This is a genomic window from Gordonia sp. YY1 (assembly GCF_009872315.1).
Lineage (GTDB): Bacteria > Actinomycetota > Actinomycetes > Mycobacteriales > Mycobacteriaceae > Gordonia > Gordonia amicalis.
Genome location: NZ_WXYI01000006.1, coordinates 112,762 through 130,304, shown reverse-complemented (window position 1 = coordinate 130,304; position 17,543 = coordinate 112,762). Strand labels below are relative to the sequence as shown.

The following is a 17,543-nucleotide window of genomic DNA, read 5'->3' as shown; positions in this document are numbered from 1 at the left end:
ACGCCGAAGCGAAACGCAACGACCGCCGACGACAGCATGTGTCGTCGGCGGTCGGTGTACGACTCGTGAGGTGGCGTCAGCCTCGCGAGGGCTCGTTGGCCTCGTGGGGCTGTTCCGCGAGACGGGCGATGGCCTCCTTGGCGACCTTCTCGGCGGCCTCCCGGCCGACCCAACCGCCCGGCTGGACCTCCTTGCCGGGCTCGAGGTCCTTGTAATGCTCGAAGAAGTGCGAGATCGGGCCCAGCTCGTACTCCGACACGTCGGAGATGTCCTTGATGTGGTCCCAGCGCACGTCACCCGCGGGCACGCACAGCAGCTTGTCGTCGCCGCCGGCCTCGTCGGTCATCGTGTACATGCCGACGATGCGGGCGCGCACGATGATGCCGGGGAACACCGACTCGGGCAGCAGGACCATCGCGTCGAGCGGGTCGCCGTCCTCGCCGAGGGTGCCGTCGATGTATCCGTAGTCGGCCGGGTAGCCCATCGAGGTGTACAGGTAGCGGTCGAGGTAGACCTTGCCCGTCTCGTGGTCGACCTCGTACTTGTTACGGCCACCTTTGGGGATCTCGATGGTCACATCGAATTCCACTGTTCCTCCTGGCAGTTGCGGATCGGGGGTGTGATCGCCGGGCGGCCCAGATGGCCGCGCGTCGCAACAACGATACTGTTAGTCCGACGACCTCGGACTTCGTACCCCCGCAGATCGCGGGGGCGGCGGATGTCCGGGTTGCTCACATCCGACATTTCGGCCGGGTGGTGCGCCGGCCAGTGGCGTCCTCACCGTCGGTGTGCAGTTCGAGAGATCCGGAGGCTTCGTGGGCGCATCCACCAGACCCGCAGGTCGCGATGGCAGACCCCGCAGTCGCAAACTCCTCTGGTGGACGATCGCCGCAGTCGTGATCCTCGCGCTGGCGTCGACCGCGGCAGTGGTCGTTGCACTCCGGCTCGACAAGGAGGCCGAGCTGCCGCCGGGAATCCCGCCGCAGCCCGCCGCGATCTCCGTCGACCCGCGGATCGACCCGGTCGTCGCCTCCGCTCCGTCACCGACGCCGGCCGGGGTGTCCCGAGCCATCGCCCCTGCGCTGCGGAATCCGGCGCTCGGCGTCCTGAGCGGCATGATCTCCGACTCGCTGACCGGCGAGATCCTGTGGTCGCGCAATCCCGACCGTCCGCGTATCCCCGCGTCGAACGACAAGGTGCTCTCGGCCGCCGCCTTCCTGGAGGCCATGCCGCACGACGCGCGGGTGACCACCACCGTCGTCGCCGGATCCAACGGACAGCTGATCCTCAGGGGTGCCGGCGACCCCACGCTGTCGGCGCAGCCGGCCGGTGCGGACACCTTCTACACCGAGCCCGGGCGCATCGCCGACCTCGCCGACCAGATCAAACAGGCCGAGATACCGGTCACCTCGGTCGCGGTTGATCTCAGCGCTTTTTCGGGTCCGACGATGGACCGTACGTGGGACCGTCGAGACATCCAGGGCGGCGACATCGCCCCGATCGAGTCGCTGATGGTCGACGGCGCCCGGCTTGAGCCGCTCGACGAGTACTCACCTCGCTCGGCGACGCCCGGAATCATGGCCGGGGAGGCGTTGGCCGCGGCGCTGGGTGTGGACGCACCGGTGACCGAGGCATCCGCACCCGCGGGCGACCGCGTCATCGCGAAGGTCGAGTCCGCGCCCCTGGTGACGCGGGTCAACGACATGCTCCGCCACAGCGACAACGTGCTGGCCGAGACGCTGTCGATCGAACTCGCGGTGCATCGCGGTGGACCGGCGACCCTGGCCGCCGGAGTCGACGCCGTCGAGCAGGTCCTCTCCACCACGTTCCCCGACCAGTGGAAGGGCACCACGCTGGCCGACGCGTCGGGCATCTCCTACGCCAACCGCACCACCCCCGCGCTGCTCGACGCGGTGATGACAGCGGCCAGCGGACCCTCGCGGCCGGCGCTGCGACCGATGCTCGACGGACTGCCGATCGCCGCCGGCACCGGCACACTCACCGACCGTTTCCCGATCGCCACCACTCCGGGTGCCGGATGGGTGCGCGCGAAGACCGGAACACTCACCGGGGTCAGTTCGTTGACGGGCATAGTGCAAACGATCGACGGTCGCGTGCTGTCGTTCGCCCTGATGTCCGGCGGCACCTCGCCGGCGGACGCGAGACCCGCCCTCGACGCCGTGGTGGGCCAACTCAGAGAGTGCGGGTGCCGATGAGCATGCCTGGAACCGACAGCAAGACCGAGGTCGAGCCGGTGAGTGAGGACACTCGCCTGAGCATCGGGTCGCAGATCGACTGGCCGCTCGCCGCCTTGACCGCGAAACGGCTCGTGCGGCCCGGCCCCAAGACCACGGCCTACACCTACGAGGCCGCGCAGGCCGAACTCGGCGACGCGGCGACTCGGGCGGAGGCACCGGTTCGCGAGGTCACCGGTCTCGCCGACGGACTCCGCATCCCGACGACCCGCATCCTCGACCGGCCGGGCTGGATCGACGCGGCCTCCGACTCGATGCGATCGATGCTGGGGGCCGACGCCGCCGGCACCGACGTGGGTTCGCACGGCTTCGCCGCCAAGTTCGGCGGTGTCCAGGCCGGGGGTCTGCTGGCCTTTCTCTCCACGGCCATCCTCGGCCAGTACGACCCGTTCACGCCCGATCCGGAGACCGGTGAACCCGGCGTGCTGATGGTCGTGACACCCAACATCATCAACGTCGAACGACAGCTCAAGGTCGTGCCGTCCGACTTCCGGCTGTGGGTCTGCCTCCACGAGGTGACCCACCGCGTGCAGTTCTCCGCCAATCCGTGGCTGCGTGACTACATGCAGGACAACGTCGCCGTGCTCACCTCCGAGACCGGTGAGTCGACCACCGAGATCGTCACGCGGATGACCAAGGCACTGAGGGGGTCCGAACCCCGTGAGAAGGGCATCATCGGCGCGATGCAGCTGCTGCAGAGCCCCGAGCAGTTCGAAGCCTTCCAGCGGATGATGGTCCTGGGCACGCTGCTCGAGGGTCACGCCGATCACGTGATGGACGCCGTCGGCCCGGCGCACGTCCCGTCCGTCGCCCGTATTCGCACCGCATTCGACAAGCGCCGTAAGGCCCCGCAGAACCCGGTTCAGCGCATCATCCGCGCTCTCATCGGCATGGATGCCAAGATCGCGCAGTACATCCGCGGCAAGGCCTTCGTCGACGAGGTGGTGGAAACCGTCGGCATGGACCGGTTCAACACGGTGTGGACCTCACCCGACACGATGCCGCTCCCGGACGAGATCGACACCCCGCAGGCATGGATTCGACGCGTGCTGTGACGCGGGTGGTCGCGGAATTCGCGACCACCTGGCTCGACGGGCCGCGCCCATCGGTCTGTGTCGGGCTGTCCGGCGGCGCGGACTCGCTCGCCCTGACGGCGACGGCCGTCGGCGCGGGACTCGACGTCACCGCGCTGGTCGTCGACCACGGTCTCCAGAAGGGTTCCGCCGGCGTCGCCGCCCGCGCCGCCGAGACCGCACGCGGACTCGGTGCGGACGCGCGCGTGCTCGAGGTCAGGGTCGGGACCCGCGGGGGACTCGAAGCCGCTGCCCGGGACGCACGGTACGCGGCGCTCGACGCCGCCCGGGAAGGTCGTCCGGTACTTCTCGCGCACACCGCCGACGACCAGGCCGAGACCGTACTGCTCGGACTCGCACGCGGTTCCGGGGCACGATCGATCGCCGGCATGCGGGCGTGGAAGGCGCCATGGGGGCGGCCGCTACTGCAGGTGCGCCGGATGCAGACGCTGGCCGTGTGCACCGAACTCGGGCTGGCGATGCACCACGACCCACACAACCGCGACCCGCGGTTCACCCGGGTGCGGTTGCGGTCCGAGGTGATCCCGTTGCTCGACGACGTGCTACGGGGCGGCGTCGTCGACGCGCTGGTCCGAACCGCGGACGGTCTGCAGGACGACAACGACGCCCTCGACGGCTGGGCGGAGACGGTATGGGAGAGGGCCGGCACTCCCGCTGGTCTGGAGATCGCGCCGCTGCACGACCTGCCGAGGGCTGTGCGGACCCGGGTGCTCCGACGCTGGCTGCTCGAGGTCGGGGCCACCGAACCGACGCATCGGGTGATCGCTGCGGTGGACCGGCTCGTCGTCGGTACCGGTGTCGGCGGCGGCCAGGTCGCGATCGGTGGCGACCCCGCCGTGCGGACCGTCGTGGAACGCACCGGTCAAACGCTGACGGTCCGCCTCACCGAGAGGTGAGACGAACCGTCAGGGCGAGAGGTCGACGACCTACTTTCTGGGAGCCTTGAACGGCGAGTTGATCGTCTGGAAGTACTGGATTGCCGCTCCGATCAGGGTGCCGCTGCCGCCCAGGGAGAGGCCAACGATGCCGCCGGCTGCGGCACCAATGGGGATCCCAAGGACGACGCATGCGATTGGCGTGAGGGTGACCGATGTGAGCGCGCACCCGAGAGCCCCTCCGATGATCCCGCCGATGACAGTTCCGACCAACGAGGAGACGGTCATCCCTGCATTGAGCTGCTGCTGGAAGCGGACCAACGCCTGATCATCCCGCTCCTGACGGGTCTGAGGTGCGGCGACCTGGTGCCGGGCGATGCCGCGGACCTGCTCCACCTCGACGGGATTGACCGGAACCGAACGAGCCGCATCGCGCGACGGAATCAGCGTGACCCGGTTTCCGGCCTTATGTGCGTCGATCGGGAACTGGAGGTACTCCTTGCGATATGTAAGAGGCATACGGAACAGTTCCGCACCCGACAGGTTTCGAATCGACAGAACCCCGTTTTCGGTGCTCGCCGATGCATTGTGCAGTGCGAGAGTCAGTGAAGACGCATTCCACGATGCATCGTATGTGGGTGCGCCGCCCGGCTTCGGTGCGGCTTGGGCGGTCCCGGCGAGGGCTGTGATCGCAACCGTGGCAAGGGAAATGACAACGGCGACCAATGTGCGCGTGCGTGTGCGCGACAAGGCCCCGTCCTGTCGATCAGTTGACATGAAGGAAATCTTTCCGTGGAGGGGAGGTCCCCGAGTGGATGTCGGGCAACCGGGATCGATCCTATTCGCAGGGGCTGGATTACCCTGCATTACCCGGCGGTGACACACGGGCTGTTTTCACGTTCACAAACCGAGCACCGTAATAGTTCGGAAATGTTTCCGGAGTGGCCACTGTTACTGTTCGTTATCCCACTGTAATCGGATAACCCGGTGACCTGGCCCGGCGATTAGTGTGAACAACTGACACTCGCGTCAGCCCGATGTCGGCCCGCAGTTCGCACCCGTCGTCCATGTGACCCGGGAAACATGACAAGCTGTGAAGGTGCAGTCCGCAGACCCCTATGCCGCTGACATCGATGCTGTTCTGATCACCGAGGAACAGATCCGGCAGCGCACCGTCGAACTCGCCCGGTCCGTCGCCTCCCGTTACGCCGAGATCGAGGACGACCTGGTCCTGATCGGTGTGCTCAAGGGTGCGGTCATGTTCATGACCGATTTCGCCCGTGCCCTGCCGATCCCGTCCCAGCTCGAGTTCATGGCGGTGTCGAGTTACGGGTCGTCGACCTCCTCGTCGGGCGTCGTGCGAATTCTCAAGGACCTCGACCGCGACATCGAGGGACGCGACGTGCTGATCGTCGAGGACATCATCGACTCCGGCCTCACGCTGTCGTGGCTGATGAAGAACCTCGCCACGCGTTCGCCTCGCAGCATCGAGGTGTGCACGCTGCTCCGCAAGCCCGAGGCCGTGCGGTCGCCGGTGCGCGTCGCCGACGTGGGCTTCGACATCCCGAACGAGTTCGTCGTCGGATACGGACTGGACTACGCCGAGCGGTACCGGGACCTGCCGTACATCGGGCGCCTCAAGCCCGCGGTCTACAGCAGCTGACCCGTCGGCGCCCACGCGGCGTCCGCGCGTCGTGGCGGTGGATCTGCCGCGGGAACGGTTTCACCAGCGTGATCGTTGACCGGTAGCCTCAATGTGTACGTCGATGGGAAGGACATGGGAACGGAGTGGGCGCCGGGACTCGATCCCGCGCGCCGGTCGGACCCCCACCAACTGGCATGAACCGTAAGACAGTCTTCCGCAACCTCGCCATCCTGGCGCTCGTCCTGCTCGCCCTGTGGGGCTGGAGCGTGATGAGCAACTCCGACCGCGAGTACCGGGGCGTCGACACCTCCGTCGCGCTGGAGCAGCTGAACAAGAAGAACACCAAGTTCATCAGCATCGACGACCGCGAGCAGCAGCTGCGCATCGAGCTCAACTCCCCGATCAAGGTCAACGACGCCGACGCGGACAAGATCAGCACCAAGTACCCCGCGCAGGCCGGTGACCAGATCTTCGACGCGGTCCAGAAGACCGGCACGAAGTACACCACCAATGTGAACGAGCAGTCGGTGCTCTGGCAGATCCTCATCTTCGTGCTGCCGATGATCCTGCTGTTCGGTCTGTTCTTCTTCGTGATGAGCCGCATGCAGGGCGGTGGCCGCGGTGGCGTCATGGGCTTCGGCAAATCGAAGGCCAAGCAGCTGAGCAAGGACATGCCGAAGACGACCTTCGCCGATGTCGCCGGCGCCGACGAGGCCGTCGAGGAGCTCTACGAGATCAAGGACTTCCTGCAGAATCCGGCGCGCTATCAGGCGCTGGGCGCGAAGATCCCGAGGGGCGTGCTGCTGTTCGGCCCGCCCGGAACCGGCAAGACCCTGCTGGCGCGCGCGGTTGCCGGTGAGGCCGGTGTCCCGTTCTTCACGATCTCCGGTTCGGACTTCGTCGAGATGTTCGTCGGTGTCGGTGCCTCACGTGTGCGGGACCTGTTCGAGCAGGCCAAGAACAACAGTCCCTGCATCATCTTCGTCGACGAGATCGACGCCGTCGGACGCCAGCGCGGTGCAGGCCTCGGTGGTGGCCACGACGAACGCGAGCAGACACTCAACCAGCTCCTCGTGGAGATGGACGGCTTCGGTGACCGGTCCGGCGTCATCCTGATCGCGGCGACCAACCGGCCCGACATCCTCGACCCCGCGCTGCTGCGCCCCGGGCGCTTCGACCGTCAGATCCCGGTCGGCAACCCCGACATGGCCGGGCGTCGCGCGATCCTCAGGGTCCACGCCAAGGGCAAGCCGATCGATTCCGACGCCGACCTCGACGGTCTCGCCAAGCGAACGCCGGGCATGTCCGGCGCCGACCTGGCGAACGTCGTCAACGAGGCCGCGCTGCTCACCGCACGTGAGAACAAGCAGACGATCACCGCCGAGGCGCTCGAGGAAGCCGTTGACCGCGTGATCGGCGGGCCGCGTCGTAAGGGCCGGATCATCAGCGAACACGAGCGCAAGGTGGTGGCGTACCACGAGGGCGGCCACACCCTGGCGGCATGGGCGATGCCCGACCTCGACCCGATCTACAAGGTCACGATCCTCGCGCGAGGCCGCACCGGCGGCCACGCCCTGGCTGTCCCCGAGCAGGACAAGGACCTGATGACGCGGTCGGAGATGATCGCCCGCCTGGTGATGGCGATGGGTGGTCGTGCCGCCGAGGAACTCGTCTTCCACGAGCCGACCACCGGCGCGTCGTCGGACATCGACCAGGCCACCAAGATCGCACGGGCGATGGTCACCGAGTACGGCATGAGCGCGAAGCTGGGCGCCGTGCGGTACGGCCAGGACCAGGGCGATCCGTTCTTGGGTCGTTCGATGGGAGCGCAGTCGGCCTACTCGGCCGAGATCGCCAGCGAGATCGACGACGAGGTCCGCCGTCTCATCGAGGCGGCGCACACCGAGGCGTGGGCCATCCTCACCGAGTACCGCGACACCCTCGACGTGCTCGCCACCGAGCTGCTCGAGAAGGAAACGCTGACCCGCAAGGATCTGGAGAAGATCTTCTCCGATGTCGTCAAGCGTCCGCGGATCACCGCCTTCAACGACTTCGGTGAGCGGACCCCGAGCGACAAGCCGCCGGTGAAGACGCCGGGCGAGCTCGCCATCGAGCGCGGCGAGCCGTGGCCTCCGCCGGAGGAGGCGAAGGTCCCCGAGCCCGTGGGTGCAGGTTATCCCGGTGGTGCGCAGGCGCCCGGTCAGGTGCCGAACTACCCGCCGCTCTATCCGGAGCCGGGTGCCCAGGGCGGGCCGGTTCCGCCGGCGCCGGGGAACCCGAACCCCCACTACCCGAATCCCCAGTACCCGAATCCCCAGTATCCGGGTCCGCAGAACCCGGGTCCCCAATATCCGAATCCGCAGTACCCGAACCCGCAGTACCCGACCCCGGGTCAGTCCACGCCCCCTCCGGGTGGCCCGTACACCGGTGGCACGCGGCCGGACTACGGTGCCCCGCGGGACTGGTCGGCGCCGGGGTGGCCACCGGAACAGTCCTCGACCGAGCGTCCCGGCTCCAACGGGACCAACGGCTGGGACCGGCGCGGCGAGAACGGGACCACCCGACCGGACAGTGCCGGTGAGGGTGAAAACGGGCGAAGCTCGTAAGGTTTGACGCATGACGATCAGCAAGGGGCACGACGCCGTGGTGGATGGGCACCGATCGGAGTTCGATCAGGCACGTGCCGAGGCCGCGGTCCGAGAGCTGCTGCTGGCCGTCGGCGAGGATCCCGACCGTGAAGGTCTGATCCGCACGCCGACGCGCGTGGCCAACGCGTACCGCGAGATGTTCGCGGGTCTGTACACCGATCCCGACGACGTTCTCGCCACCACGTTCGACGAGGACCACGACGAACTCGTGCTGGTGAAGGACATCCCGATGTACTCCACCTGTGAGCACCACCTGGTGTCCTTTCACGGCGTCGCGCACGTCGGCTACATCCCGGGTGAGTCCGGCCGGGTCACCGGCCTGTCGAAGCTCGCGCGGCTCGTCGACCTGTACGCCAAGAGGCCGCAGGTCCAGGAGCGGCTGACGAGTCAGATCGCCGACGCCGTCATGCGCAAGCTCGGGCCCCGCGGCGTCATCGTGGTGATCGAGGCAGAGCACCTGTGCATGGCGATGCGCGGCATTCGCAAGCCCGGAGCGACCACCACGACCTCGGCCGTCCGCGGAATCTTCAAGACCAGTGCGGTATCCCGCGGCGAAGCCCTCGACCTGATCACCCGGTGAGTCCGGCTGATCTCCCGATGACCCCGTCGGAAAATCGGATGACTTCGTCAAGCGCGGTCCCGGTCGGCGGTGGGAACCACCGCACGCTGGTGATGGGCGTCCTGAACGTCACGGCCGATTCCTTCTCCGACGGCGGCCGCTATCTCGACACCGATGCGGCGGTCGCGCACGGGCTCCAACTGATCGAGCAGGGTGCCGACCTCATCGACGTCGGCGGCGAATCCACGCGTCCGGGCGCCGTGCGCGTCGAACCCGCTCTCGAGGCGCAACGTGTCGCCCCGGTCATCGCCGCCCTCGCGTCGCACGGCGCCACGGTCTCGGTCGACACCATGCGGGCCGACGTCGCGTCCGCCGCCATCGAGGCCGGCGCCGCGATCATCAACGACGTCTCGGGCGGACGCGCCGACGCCGACATGGCGCGGGTGGTCGCCGACGCCGGGCTGCCATGGGTCCTGATGCACTGGCGGCCCGCGGGCGAGAGTTCGGATCGCCGGTTCACCCATCGCAGCGGTGACGTCGGCGGATACCGCGACGTGGTCGCCGAGGTGAGCGGCGAGCTGCTGGCGCAGGTCGACGCCGCGGTCTCGGCGGGTGTCGACCCGGACCGCCTCATCCTCGATCCCGGACTCGGGTTCGCCAAGACCGCCGAGCACAACTGGGCGCTGCTGCATGCGCTGCCGACTTTCGTCGGACTGGGCTTCCCGGTCCTCGTCGGCGCCTCCCGTAAGCGGTTCCTCGGCACCCTGCTCGGTCGCGACGGCGTCGACCGACCGCCCGCGGGACGCGACGTCGCGACCGCGTCGATCTCGGCGCTGACCGCGGCGGCGGGGGCCTGGGGTGTCCGCGTCCACGATGTGGCGAGCAGCTACGACGCCGTCACCGTCGCCGAGGCCTGGCGTGCGGGTGGCTCACGGACCACGTTCCCGGCAGGAGGATCGCATGGCTGACCGGATCGAACTACGCGGACTGAAGGTCCGGGGCAACCACGGGGTCTTCGATCACGAACGCGCCGATGGCCAGGACTTCTTCATCGATGTCACCCTCTGGCTCGATCTGCGTGCCGCCGCGGACACCGACGATCTCGTCGAGACCGTCGACTACGGTGCACTGGCCCAGCAGGTCGCCGCGATCGTCGGGGGCGAGCCGCGCGATCTCATCGAGACGGTCGGTGCGGAGGTCGCCGAGACGATCATGGCCGACGAGCGCATCTCCGCGTGCGAGGTCACCGTGCACAAGCCGTCGGCGCCGATCCCGCTGACCTTCGACGACGTCGCGGTGGTGACCCGCCGTTCCCGGAAGGGCATGCGATGAGTCGCGCGGTGCTCTCGGCCGGCTCCAATGTCGGTGATTCGCTGGGCCATCTGCGGTCGGTGGTCGAGAGCTTCGCCGACGAACTCGTCGCGGTGTCCGCGGTGTACGCGACGCCGCCCTGGGGTGGGGTCGAACAGGACGACTTCCTCAACATCACGCTCATCGTCGACGGCCCGCTGAGCGCGCGGCAATGGCTCGACCGGGGTGCCGGTCTGGAGCAGGCCGCGGACCGAACCCGTGAGGTCCGCTGGGGACCGCGAACCCTCGATGTCGACGTCATCTCGGTGTCGGACGCCGGACGCGTCGTCGTCGACGACGACCCGGTCCTGACACTTCCGCATCCGCGGGCCGCAGAGCGCGCGTTCGTGCTCATCCCGTGGCTGGAGATCGAACCGGAGGCCACGTTGTGGACACCTGACGGCGAGCGGCCGGTGCGTGACCTGATCGATGCGCTCGATCCCGACGAGCGGGACGCGGTCCGTGCCGTTCGCCGGCTCACCGATGGGCCGGTCGGGGGTGGCACGTCATGACCCGGCCCGACCCGCACCGCCCCGGGAAGGACGACGAGGAGACCGGCCTCGGTCCCACCCGCATCCGCGACCTCGTCGTCATCGCCGTGGTCACCGCCGTCGCCGCGTGGATTCTGGTGCGGTACAACTACAACGACTTCCCGCCGCTGCCCCTGCTGGCCGGGATCGTGCTGTATGTGCTCGCCGCGCTCGAGGTCGTCATCGCGTTCGTCGTGCGGTCCCGGGTGGAGTCCCGCGACGTGGGTCGTGCCCGTGGACAGCTTCATCCGCTGACCGCGGCACGAGTGCTGGCCCTGGCCAAGGCATCTGCCATTCTCGGGGCGATCGCCGTCGGGGTGTGGACCGGTCTGCTGGCCTTCCTCCTCGGCCAACAGGATGTGGCGGCCGCCGACCACGATCGTCCCGGCGCGATCGTGGGCTTGATCGGCGGCGTGCTGTTGGTGTGCGCGGCGATGTGGCTCGAGTACTGCTGCCGGGCTCCCGACGATCCGCCCGCCGTCGGCGATTCGTGACATCGGCTCCGTGCGAATGGCGTGGGTCGGGAGCGGATGTCGCCGAGTGGACCGATCATGGGCGACATAACACGTCGCCGATATGAGAAACTCCGTACCCGCTTGGCCTCTGAATGTACTCACAGCGGGTAAGTTCACGATCATGACGACCTCGAACGGCCGTTCTGCCGACTCGCGACGCTCCAGTCGGTCGGCGGCGCAGTGGCTGCTCGGTCTGCTGATCGTGCTGGCTCTGGCGGCCAGCGTGCTGATGGTCTTCACCGACCGCCTGTCGATTCTCGGTTCGCTGGCGGTCATCGCGGCGCTGTGGGCGGCGGTCATCGGCGCCATCCTGGTGACCAAGTTCCGGCGTCAGGCCGAGAGCGCGGAGGCGAAGAGCCGAGACCTACGGCTGGTCTACGAACTGCAGCTCGAGCGTGAGATCGCGGCGCGACGTCAGTACGAGCTCGACGTCGAGACGACCATCCGCAAGGAGGTCACCGCCGAGTCCAACGAGGAACTCTCCGAGCTGAAGGCTCAGGTGCTTGCCCTGCGTTCGAGTCTCGAAATGCTTCTCGGAGAACCGCTTCCGGATCAGCGTGCCGCGCTGTCGAGTGAGAAGATGCGTGAGCTCGCCTCCGGATTGTCCGGGACCCACGCGGGTTCCTTCGGCGGCGTCCCGCCCTACAGCTCGGCCTACGACGACGACGGTCTGCTCGCCGCCCGCGACTTCGCGGCCACCGCGCCGACTGCCGACGACGGCCGGCACACCGAGTCGGTCGATCCGAACGAGATGACGGAGGTCATACCGGTCGTCACCGACGAGCCGATCTCCGGTCGCATCGCCACCGAGGTCCCCGTCGAGGAGGTCGACCAGCATCCCGCCGGTTCGGCGCCGTACACCGCGTACACCGACGAGGCCCCGGCAGCCGAGACCGCCGTCGCCGAGGAGGTGTCCGATGCGGAGGTCGTCGACGACGCGCACGGTGCCGCCGAGTCGGGCGCCTACACCGACGAGACGCCGACCGACGAGTGGGCGACCGGTGCGAGCAGCGGGCCCGAGGCCGGGTCCCGCGAGCCGACTCCGGCTCCGGCGGAGGAAGTGTCGGCGGCTTCCGATGTCGAACCTCCCGCGTTCCTCGCTGCCGGCGGTCGGCACGAGGGGAGTGCCGGACGCCCGGCCGCGGCGTACGGCGGTGGTCGACGCCGACGCGGTGCCGACGACGACTCCGAGTCGGCTCATTCGGCCGGCCTCCCGGTCTCGGAGCTGCTCAGTCAGCTGCGGCAGCAGACCGGTTCGAGCGGGGGCCGCCGGCGCCGCGACAGCTGACGCCAGACGACGCCGATACGACGGATTTCTGCTCGTCAGAACCCGATCGTGGGCAGACGATTTCCGGGATTCGTATCAGTTTCGTCATCCGGTCGGATCACTTCTGTGACATGGGTGCGAATTCGGTTCCTCGAAGTTGGACGGTCGACCTAGAATGCGGAAATGAGGGGTGCTCTGGCAGGCGGTACGTCCGGTCTGGTCGACCGGGCCGCCGCTCTTGCGCCCGTCCGCCACACCGATCGCGGCACGTCGGTCAAACGATCGCTGGTGAGTGCCTCGCTGTTCCTGCCGGTCCTTGCCTGGTGGCCGATGGTGTTGTGGCTGTTCACCTTCGACCCGCTCAACGAGACCCCCTTCCCCGAGTACTACGCGGACTACGTCGCCAACGGGCCCGCGACGAGCCTGATCCTGATCTGGGTGCTCACCGCGTTGATGCCCGTCTACATGGTCCTGGTGCTCGCGTTGTGGTCACGGAGTGTCGTCCGCGCGGCGTTCGCGGTCCCCATCGGTGCGATCGGAGCACTGGGTTTCTGGGGCGGTCAGATCCCGGTCCTGGTCAGGTCGGGAGAGTACGGGATTCTCAATTTCTGTTCCGATCACATGCCGGCGTGGGTCGTGTTGCTGATCGTCGCGTGGTCGGTCGCACGTCGCCGACAGTTCTGGTGGGTGCTCGCGATTCCGGTCATCGCATTGCTCGCCGTCAACGCCTACGCGGGGTGGGCCACGAATCCGGTGGACGCGATAGTGGACGGCACCGGTCACCTGCTGGGTGTGCCCGCAACCAGGGTCCTCGACCCCTTCTCGCCGCGTTTCCGGTCGCCGTTCGACGATTCCGTCGACATCATCGCCGGTGTGGTGACGCTGTGGATCGTCGACGCTGTGTTCGGTGCGCTGTCGCGTCAGGGACGGCCGGAGCCGACGACGTACGACGAGCGGTGACCTCGCGGACGTCGAGCGGGCTCGTCAGAATTGCAGGGCGATCGCCCGACCGATGACGAAGCCGAGGAACCCGAGACTCAGCAGCATCCCCAGAACGGACAATGTCTGTGCCAGTCGCGCCGCCGACGAGGCACGACCACGTCCGGCGAGATACCAGCCCGCGACGCCCACCGGAAGGCCGAAACCGCCGACGAGGCTGAGCGGCACCGCCGCGATTCCGCAGGCCAGCGACGCCGTCGTGAGTCGCGCCGCCTCCGCCCCGGTCGGACGAGGGTCGATCACCACGAGGTCGCCGGAGGCCCGGATCATCGTCGACTCGAGGGCGGGGCCGGGGACCGTCTGTCCCGGAAGCTCCGAATAGGCCGTCGCCGCAGGGAACCCGTGACCGTGTGAGGAGGACGAGGGCACCTGTCCGGTCTCGGCGGGGGCGGGATCCGATGGTCGAGTGATCGGTACCGCGGTGGTGCGCACCATCGCGGCCTCGGTCGGAGGCGAGGTGCCTCGGTTCCGCATCGTCTGGGTCTGCGGCGGGATCGGAGCGCTCCCTCCCCTCCGGGCGCGGGACGGGATTCCTGCACCGACGTGCCCGGCGGGGGCGGGGAAGAAGCCGGTGGTGTCGACCGCATACCGGAACTCGGCGGCGAAGGCGCCCGCCGAGGGTGGCCGGTCCGCGGGGTTCTTGGCGAGCCCGTGGCGCACCGCCTCGGACACTGCCGGCGGGAGGCCGGAACGCAGGGACGAGACGTCCGGTGGCGGGGTCGTGAGGTGATGGTGGATCATCATCATCGGCGTCCGTCCGGTGAACGGCACAGTGCCGGTGAGCAATTCGAAGATGCTGCACGCGAGCGAATAGACATCGCTGCGGGCGTCGAGCGTCTCCGCCGACAGTTGTTCGGGTGATGAATAGGGGAACGAACCGAGCACCAGATTGGCCGAGGTCAGCGAGGTCCCCCCGTCGGTCTGGCGGGCGATCCCGAAGTCGGCCAGTCGAATACGACGCTCCTGAGAGTCTCCGGAGTCGGATTCGGTTGCGCTGATGAGGATGTTGGCGGGTTTCACGTCGCGGTGCAGAAGGCCGTGTCGGTGCGCATGGTCGAGTGCGGCGCCGATCGAATCGCTCACCGCCGCGACGTCGTCGAGGGGGAGACCTCCGGGGGACGCCTTGACGAGAGCCGCCGCATCGGTCCCGGCCACGTACTGCATGGAGATCCACAGCCGGCCGTCGACCTCACCGCGGTCGTAGACGCTCACGATGCACGGGTGGTCGAGCTGCGCGGCCAGGTCGGCTTCGCGGGTGAAGCGTGCACGGAACGTCGGGTCGTTGGACACGTGTTCGGCGAGGACCTTGATGACGTCGAGGCGCGGGAGCCGGGGGTGCTGCGCGAGGTAGACCGCGCCCATGCCACCGGCACCGATCTTGCGCATGATCGTGTAACCGGCGAACTGAGTACCCGCTTCCAGGCTCATCTGCGGACTCCCTGAGGTCGGGCGTTGGAGCGATGACACGCCTCGGACGGCCTCAGAGTACGCCGGTTCGGGCCAGGTCACAGCGGGGTACGTCGAGCGTCGGACACCGGCGAGGCCGCCGCGCGACACCGGTGGAGGACCGTCATGCCGGGTGACACCTGTCACACAGCTGGCTCGGACCGCGGTGAGAGTCCTACCCTGGCTCTGCAACGTCTGGTACCCGTGCCGACGCCGCTGAGGAGTAAGGCTTCTCCCCGCGGAATCCGGCGACGACGGGACTGGAACGAACCACGGAGGACAGCGGTGACCTCACCGATCGGTGATCCCGGCGTGCCGTTCGCACGGCAGGCCGGCGGCGACGACGCTTCCGGCACTCATGCCGGGCACTCGCTCGGCAGCTCTGCTGAGGACGCTTTCGGCGATCGCCCGTATCCGGTTCACCCCGACCCTTTTCCCGGCACGTCCAATCTGCCCGCACCCGCCCGCCTCACCGTCGGCATCGTTTCCGCCGGACGCGTCGGGACCGCACTGGGCGAGGCCCTGGAGAAGGCCGGCCACGTCGTCGGCGCGGTCGTCGCCCGGTCCGCGGAGTCGCGCGCTCGAGCAACGCAGCGCCTTCCGGACTCCGAGATCCTCGACCTCGGCGCCGTCGTCGCCCGCTCGGAACTGCTGCTGGTCAGCGTGCCCGATGCCCAGTTGAGCGCGGTGATCGACGAGATCGCGGCGTCGGGTTCGCTGCGCCCCGGCACGATCGTCGCGCACACCGCCGGTGCCCAAGGGGTGGACATCCTCGCGCCGGTGACCTCGCGTGGGGCGCTCGGGCTGGCCCTGCACCCGGCGATGACCTTCGTCGGCACCGCGGAGGACACCGCGCGCCTGACCAACGCCTGCTTCGCGGTGACCGCCGCCGACCCCGTCGGGGAGGCCATCGCGTCGTCGCTGGTCCTGGAGATGGGCGGGGAACCGGTGCGGATCGCCGAAGCCGACCGCACGCTCTACCACGCGGCGCTCGCGCATGGTGCCAACCACCTGATCGCGCTGATCTCCGACGCCGTGGCCGCGCTGAACGCCGCCATCGACCATTCCGGACGCGACGTCGCGACCGTCGACGGGAGCGGCGCGCGACTCGCCGAACGCATCCTCACCCCGCTGGTCACCGCGTCGTTGAGCAACGTGCTCGAACTCGGACCGTCGGCGCTCACCGGTCCGGTGGCACGCGGCGACGCCGCCGCCGTTCGACGACACCTCGCCGCGCTCCGCGCCGTCCCCGGCGGCTCCGGCGAACGCGGGATCGCCGAGGCCTACCGCACGATGGCTCGTCGCGCCGCGGCGCGCACCGACGCGCCGGCCGCACTTCTCGACCTCCTGGAGGGGCGATGACCCGCACCGAGGTCACCGACCCGACACCGCCTATCGAAGGAGATGCTGTGAGTGTCCCGCCCGATGAGACGCCGACCTACAGGGCCGGTCAGATGACGGTGCACCGTGAACCGGCGACCCTGACCCGGGTGACCAGAACGCTGCGCGCCGCGGGCAAGCGGGTGGTGCTGGTCCCGACCATGGGAGCGCTGCACGCCGGACATCTCCAGCTTGTGCGCGCGGCGAAGGCCAAGGGCAACACGATCGTCGTGGTCTCGATCTTCGTCAACCCGCTTCAGTTCGGTGCGAACGAGGACCTCGACGCGTACCCACGCACCCTCGACGCCGACCTCGCGCTGCTCGAGTCGCTCGGCGTCGAACTGGTCTTCGCGCCGAACGCTGCGTCGATGTACCCCAACGGGCAGCGGACCACGGTGCACCCCGGCGGGGCCGGTGCGATCCTCGACGGCATCTCCCGCCCGACGCACTTCGCGGGGATGCTGACAGTTGTCCTCAAGCTGCTCAACATCGTCGGACCCAATGCCGCCTACTTCGGCGAGAAGGATTATCAGCAGCTCGTGCTGATCAAGCAGATGGTCACCGACCTCGATCTCGACGTCGAGATCGTCGGGGTCCCGACGGTCCGTGAATCCGACGGGCTGGCGATGTCCTCGCGCAACCGCTACCTCAGCCCGGAGCAGCGGGAGCTGGCCACGACGTTGTCGGCCGCGCTGGTGGCCGGGGCGCATTCCGCCGAGGGCGGCCGGGACGCGATCGTCGCGGCGGCGCAGGCGGTGCTCGACACCGTGCCCGAGATCGACGTCGAATACCTGGCCCTCCGCGGCCGCGCACTGGAGGACGCCCCGGAGAAGGGCGCCGCCCGGCTGCTCGTCGCCGCGCGCCTCGGACCCGCCCGCCTCATCGACAACGTCGGCGTGAACGTCGGAGGCCTCGCCGCACTCGAAGAAGAACTCTCCGGACCCGCAACCACATCCACGACCGACACAGGGGGACACTGA

The 17,543-nt window shown here is 68.6% G+C and carries 17 protein-coding genes; 14 read left to right on the top strand and 3 right to left on the bottom strand.

Translation table 11 applies throughout. The features are described 5' to 3' along the window. Positions 1–76 precede the first annotated feature (76 nt). On the bottom strand, positions 77–589 hold the full coding sequence (locus BPODLACK_RS10665) for an inorganic diphosphatase (RefSeq protein ID WP_159405231.1): 513 nt from the start codon (positions 587–589) through the stop codon (positions 77–79). 307 nt (positions 590–896) lie between these two features. On the opposite strand from BPODLACK_RS10665, the gene dacB reads away from it, so the two are divergent. The 3 genes from dacB to tilS are packed head-to-tail and all read left to right on the top strand — an operon-like array spanning position 897 to position 4,245. Then, positions 897–2,216, top strand: coding sequence for a D-alanyl-D-alanine carboxypeptidase/D-alanyl-D-alanine endopeptidase (gene dacB, locus BPODLACK_RS10660; RefSeq protein ID WP_159405291.1), 1,320 nt, complete (start codon positions 897–899; stop codon positions 2,214–2,216). After that, positions 2,213–3,310, top strand: coding sequence for a zinc-dependent metalloprotease (locus BPODLACK_RS10655; RefSeq protein ID WP_159405230.1), 1,098 nt, complete (start codon positions 2,213–2,215; stop codon positions 3,308–3,310). The genes dacB and BPODLACK_RS10655 overlap by 4 nt, the downstream gene beginning before the upstream one ends. Then, the gene (gene tilS, locus BPODLACK_RS10650; RefSeq protein ID WP_035760636.1) at positions 3,289–4,245 is read left to right on the top strand and encodes a tRNA lysidine(34) synthetase TilS; all 957 of its coding nucleotides are present in this window, start codon (positions 3,289–3,291) and stop codon (positions 4,243–4,245) included. The genes BPODLACK_RS10655 and tilS overlap by 22 nt, the downstream gene beginning before the upstream one ends. A 30-nt stretch (positions 4,246–4,275) precedes the next feature. Here the strand turns inward: tilS and BPODLACK_RS10645 are convergent, their stop codons facing one another. Next, positions 4,276–5,001 (bottom strand): hypothetical protein, encoded by a 726-nt coding sequence (locus BPODLACK_RS10645; RefSeq protein WP_024499384.1) that lies wholly within the window; start codon positions 4,999–5,001, stop codon positions 4,276–4,278. Between the two features lie 322 nt (positions 5,002–5,323). On the opposite strand from BPODLACK_RS10645, the gene hpt reads away from it, so the two are divergent. From hpt to BPODLACK_RS10600, 9 genes are all read left to right on the top strand, one after another. Next, entirely contained in the window at positions 5,324–5,887 is a 564-nt protein-coding gene (gene hpt, locus BPODLACK_RS10640) for a hypoxanthine phosphoribosyltransferase (RefSeq protein ID WP_024499383.1), read from the top strand. A 176-nt stretch (positions 5,888–6,063) separates the two neighbouring features. After that, complete coding sequence (gene ftsH / locus BPODLACK_RS10635; RefSeq protein WP_024499382.1) at positions 6,064–8,475, top strand: ATP-dependent zinc metalloprotease FtsH; 2,412 nt, start codon at positions 6,064–6,066, stop codon at positions 8,473–8,475. 10 nt (positions 8,476–8,485) lie between these two features. Further along, positions 8,486–9,097, top strand: a complete 612-nt coding sequence (gene folE, locus BPODLACK_RS10630) for a GTP cyclohydrolase I FolE (RefSeq protein ID WP_024499381.1) — start codon at positions 8,486–8,488, stop codon at positions 9,095–9,097. A 38-nt stretch (positions 9,098–9,135) separates the two neighbouring features. Further along, entirely contained in the window at positions 9,136–10,044 is a 909-nt protein-coding gene (gene folP, locus BPODLACK_RS10625; RefSeq protein WP_006437769.1) for a dihydropteroate synthase, read from the top strand. Continuing rightward, a complete protein-coding gene (gene folB / locus BPODLACK_RS10620; RefSeq protein WP_024499379.1) occupies positions 10,037–10,408 on the top strand; it encodes a dihydroneopterin aldolase in 372 nt (123 codons plus the stop codon). The genes folP and folB overlap by 8 nt, the downstream gene beginning before the upstream one ends. Further along, positions 10,405–10,938: a 2-amino-4-hydroxy-6-hydroxymethyldihydropteridine diphosphokinase gene (folK, locus tag BPODLACK_RS10615; protein ID WP_024499378.1), complete on the top strand. Its 534-nt coding sequence runs from the start codon at positions 10,405–10,407 to the stop codon at positions 10,936–10,938. Before folB ends, folK begins: the two co-directional genes overlap by 4 nt. After that, the gene (locus tag BPODLACK_RS10610; protein ID WP_024499377.1) at positions 10,935–11,450 is read left to right on the top strand and encodes a DUF3180 domain-containing protein; all 516 of its coding nucleotides are present in this window, start codon (positions 10,935–10,937) and stop codon (positions 11,448–11,450) included. The genes folK and BPODLACK_RS10610 overlap by 4 nt, the downstream gene beginning before the upstream one ends. Positions 11,451–11,592: 142 nt before the next feature. Beyond that, positions 11,593–12,759, top strand: coding sequence for a DUF6779 domain-containing protein (locus BPODLACK_RS10605; protein WP_024499376.1), 1,167 nt, complete (start codon positions 11,593–11,595; stop codon positions 12,757–12,759). A 162-nt stretch (positions 12,760–12,921) separates the two neighbouring features. Continuing rightward, positions 12,922–13,698 (top strand): hypothetical protein, encoded by a 777-nt coding sequence (locus BPODLACK_RS10600; RefSeq protein ID WP_024499375.1) that lies wholly within the window; start codon positions 12,922–12,924, stop codon positions 13,696–13,698. Positions 13,699–13,722: 24 nt separating this feature from the next. Here BPODLACK_RS10600 and BPODLACK_RS10595 read toward each other — a convergent pair whose 3' ends face one another. Further along, the gene (locus BPODLACK_RS10595) at positions 13,723–15,165 is read right to left on the bottom strand and encodes a serine/threonine-protein kinase (protein ID WP_159405229.1); all 1,443 of its coding nucleotides are present in this window, start codon (positions 15,163–15,165) and stop codon (positions 13,723–13,725) included. A gap of 303 nt (positions 15,166–15,468) precedes the next feature. Between BPODLACK_RS10595 and BPODLACK_RS10590 the strand changes: the two genes are divergently transcribed. Together BPODLACK_RS10590 and panC are read left to right on the top strand one after the other, a co-directional pair. Beyond that, positions 15,469–16,545, top strand: a complete 1,077-nt coding sequence (locus BPODLACK_RS10590) for a Rossmann-like and DUF2520 domain-containing protein (RefSeq protein WP_040004931.1) — start codon at positions 15,469–15,471, stop codon at positions 16,543–16,545. 92 nt (positions 16,546–16,637) lie between these two features. Then, positions 16,638–17,543, top strand: coding sequence for a pantoate--beta-alanine ligase (panC, locus tag BPODLACK_RS10585; protein WP_374978483.1), 906 nt, complete (start codon positions 16,638–16,640; stop codon positions 17,541–17,543).

Bases quoted from the DNA above. Each gene is read 5' to 3' on its own strand.
- BPODLACK_RS10655 (WP_159405230.1), top strand. From the start codon at position 2,213: ATGAGCATGCCTGGAACCGACAGCAAGACCGAGGTCGAGCCGGTGAGT.
- tilS (WP_035760636.1), top strand. From the start codon at position 3,289: ATGGATTCGACGCGTGCTGTGACGCGGGTGGTCGCGGAATTCGCGACC.
- BPODLACK_RS10645 (WP_024499384.1), bottom strand. From the start codon at position 5,001: ATGTCAACTGATCGACAGGACGGGGCCTTGTCGCGCACACGCACGCGC.
- ftsH (WP_024499382.1), top strand. From the start codon at position 6,064: ATGAACCGTAAGACAGTCTTCCGCAACCTCGCCATCCTGGCGCTCGTC.
- folE (WP_024499381.1), top strand. From the start codon at position 8,486: ATGACGATCAGCAAGGGGCACGACGCCGTGGTGGATGGGCACCGATCG.
- folP (WP_006437769.1), top strand. From the start codon at position 9,136: ATGACTTCGTCAAGCGCGGTCCCGGTCGGCGGTGGGAACCACCGCACG.
- folB (WP_024499379.1), top strand. From the start codon at position 10,037: ATGGCTGACCGGATCGAACTACGCGGACTGAAGGTCCGGGGCAACCAC.
- folK (WP_024499378.1), top strand. From the start codon at position 10,405: ATGAGTCGCGCGGTGCTCTCGGCCGGCTCCAATGTCGGTGATTCGCTG.
- BPODLACK_RS10610 (WP_024499377.1), top strand. From the start codon at position 10,935: ATGACCCGGCCCGACCCGCACCGCCCCGGGAAGGACGACGAGGAGACC.
- BPODLACK_RS10605 (WP_024499376.1), top strand. From the start codon at position 11,593: ATGACGACCTCGAACGGCCGTTCTGCCGACTCGCGACGCTCCAGTCGG.
- BPODLACK_RS10600 (WP_024499375.1), top strand. From the start codon at position 12,922: ATGAGGGGTGCTCTGGCAGGCGGTACGTCCGGTCTGGTCGACCGGGCC.
- BPODLACK_RS10595 (WP_159405229.1), bottom strand. From the start codon at position 15,165: ATGAGCCTGGAAGCGGGTACTCAGTTCGCCGGTTACACGATCATGCGC.
- panC (WP_374978483.1), top strand. From the start codon at position 16,638: ATGACGGTGCACCGTGAACCGGCGACCCTGACCCGGGTGACCAGAACG.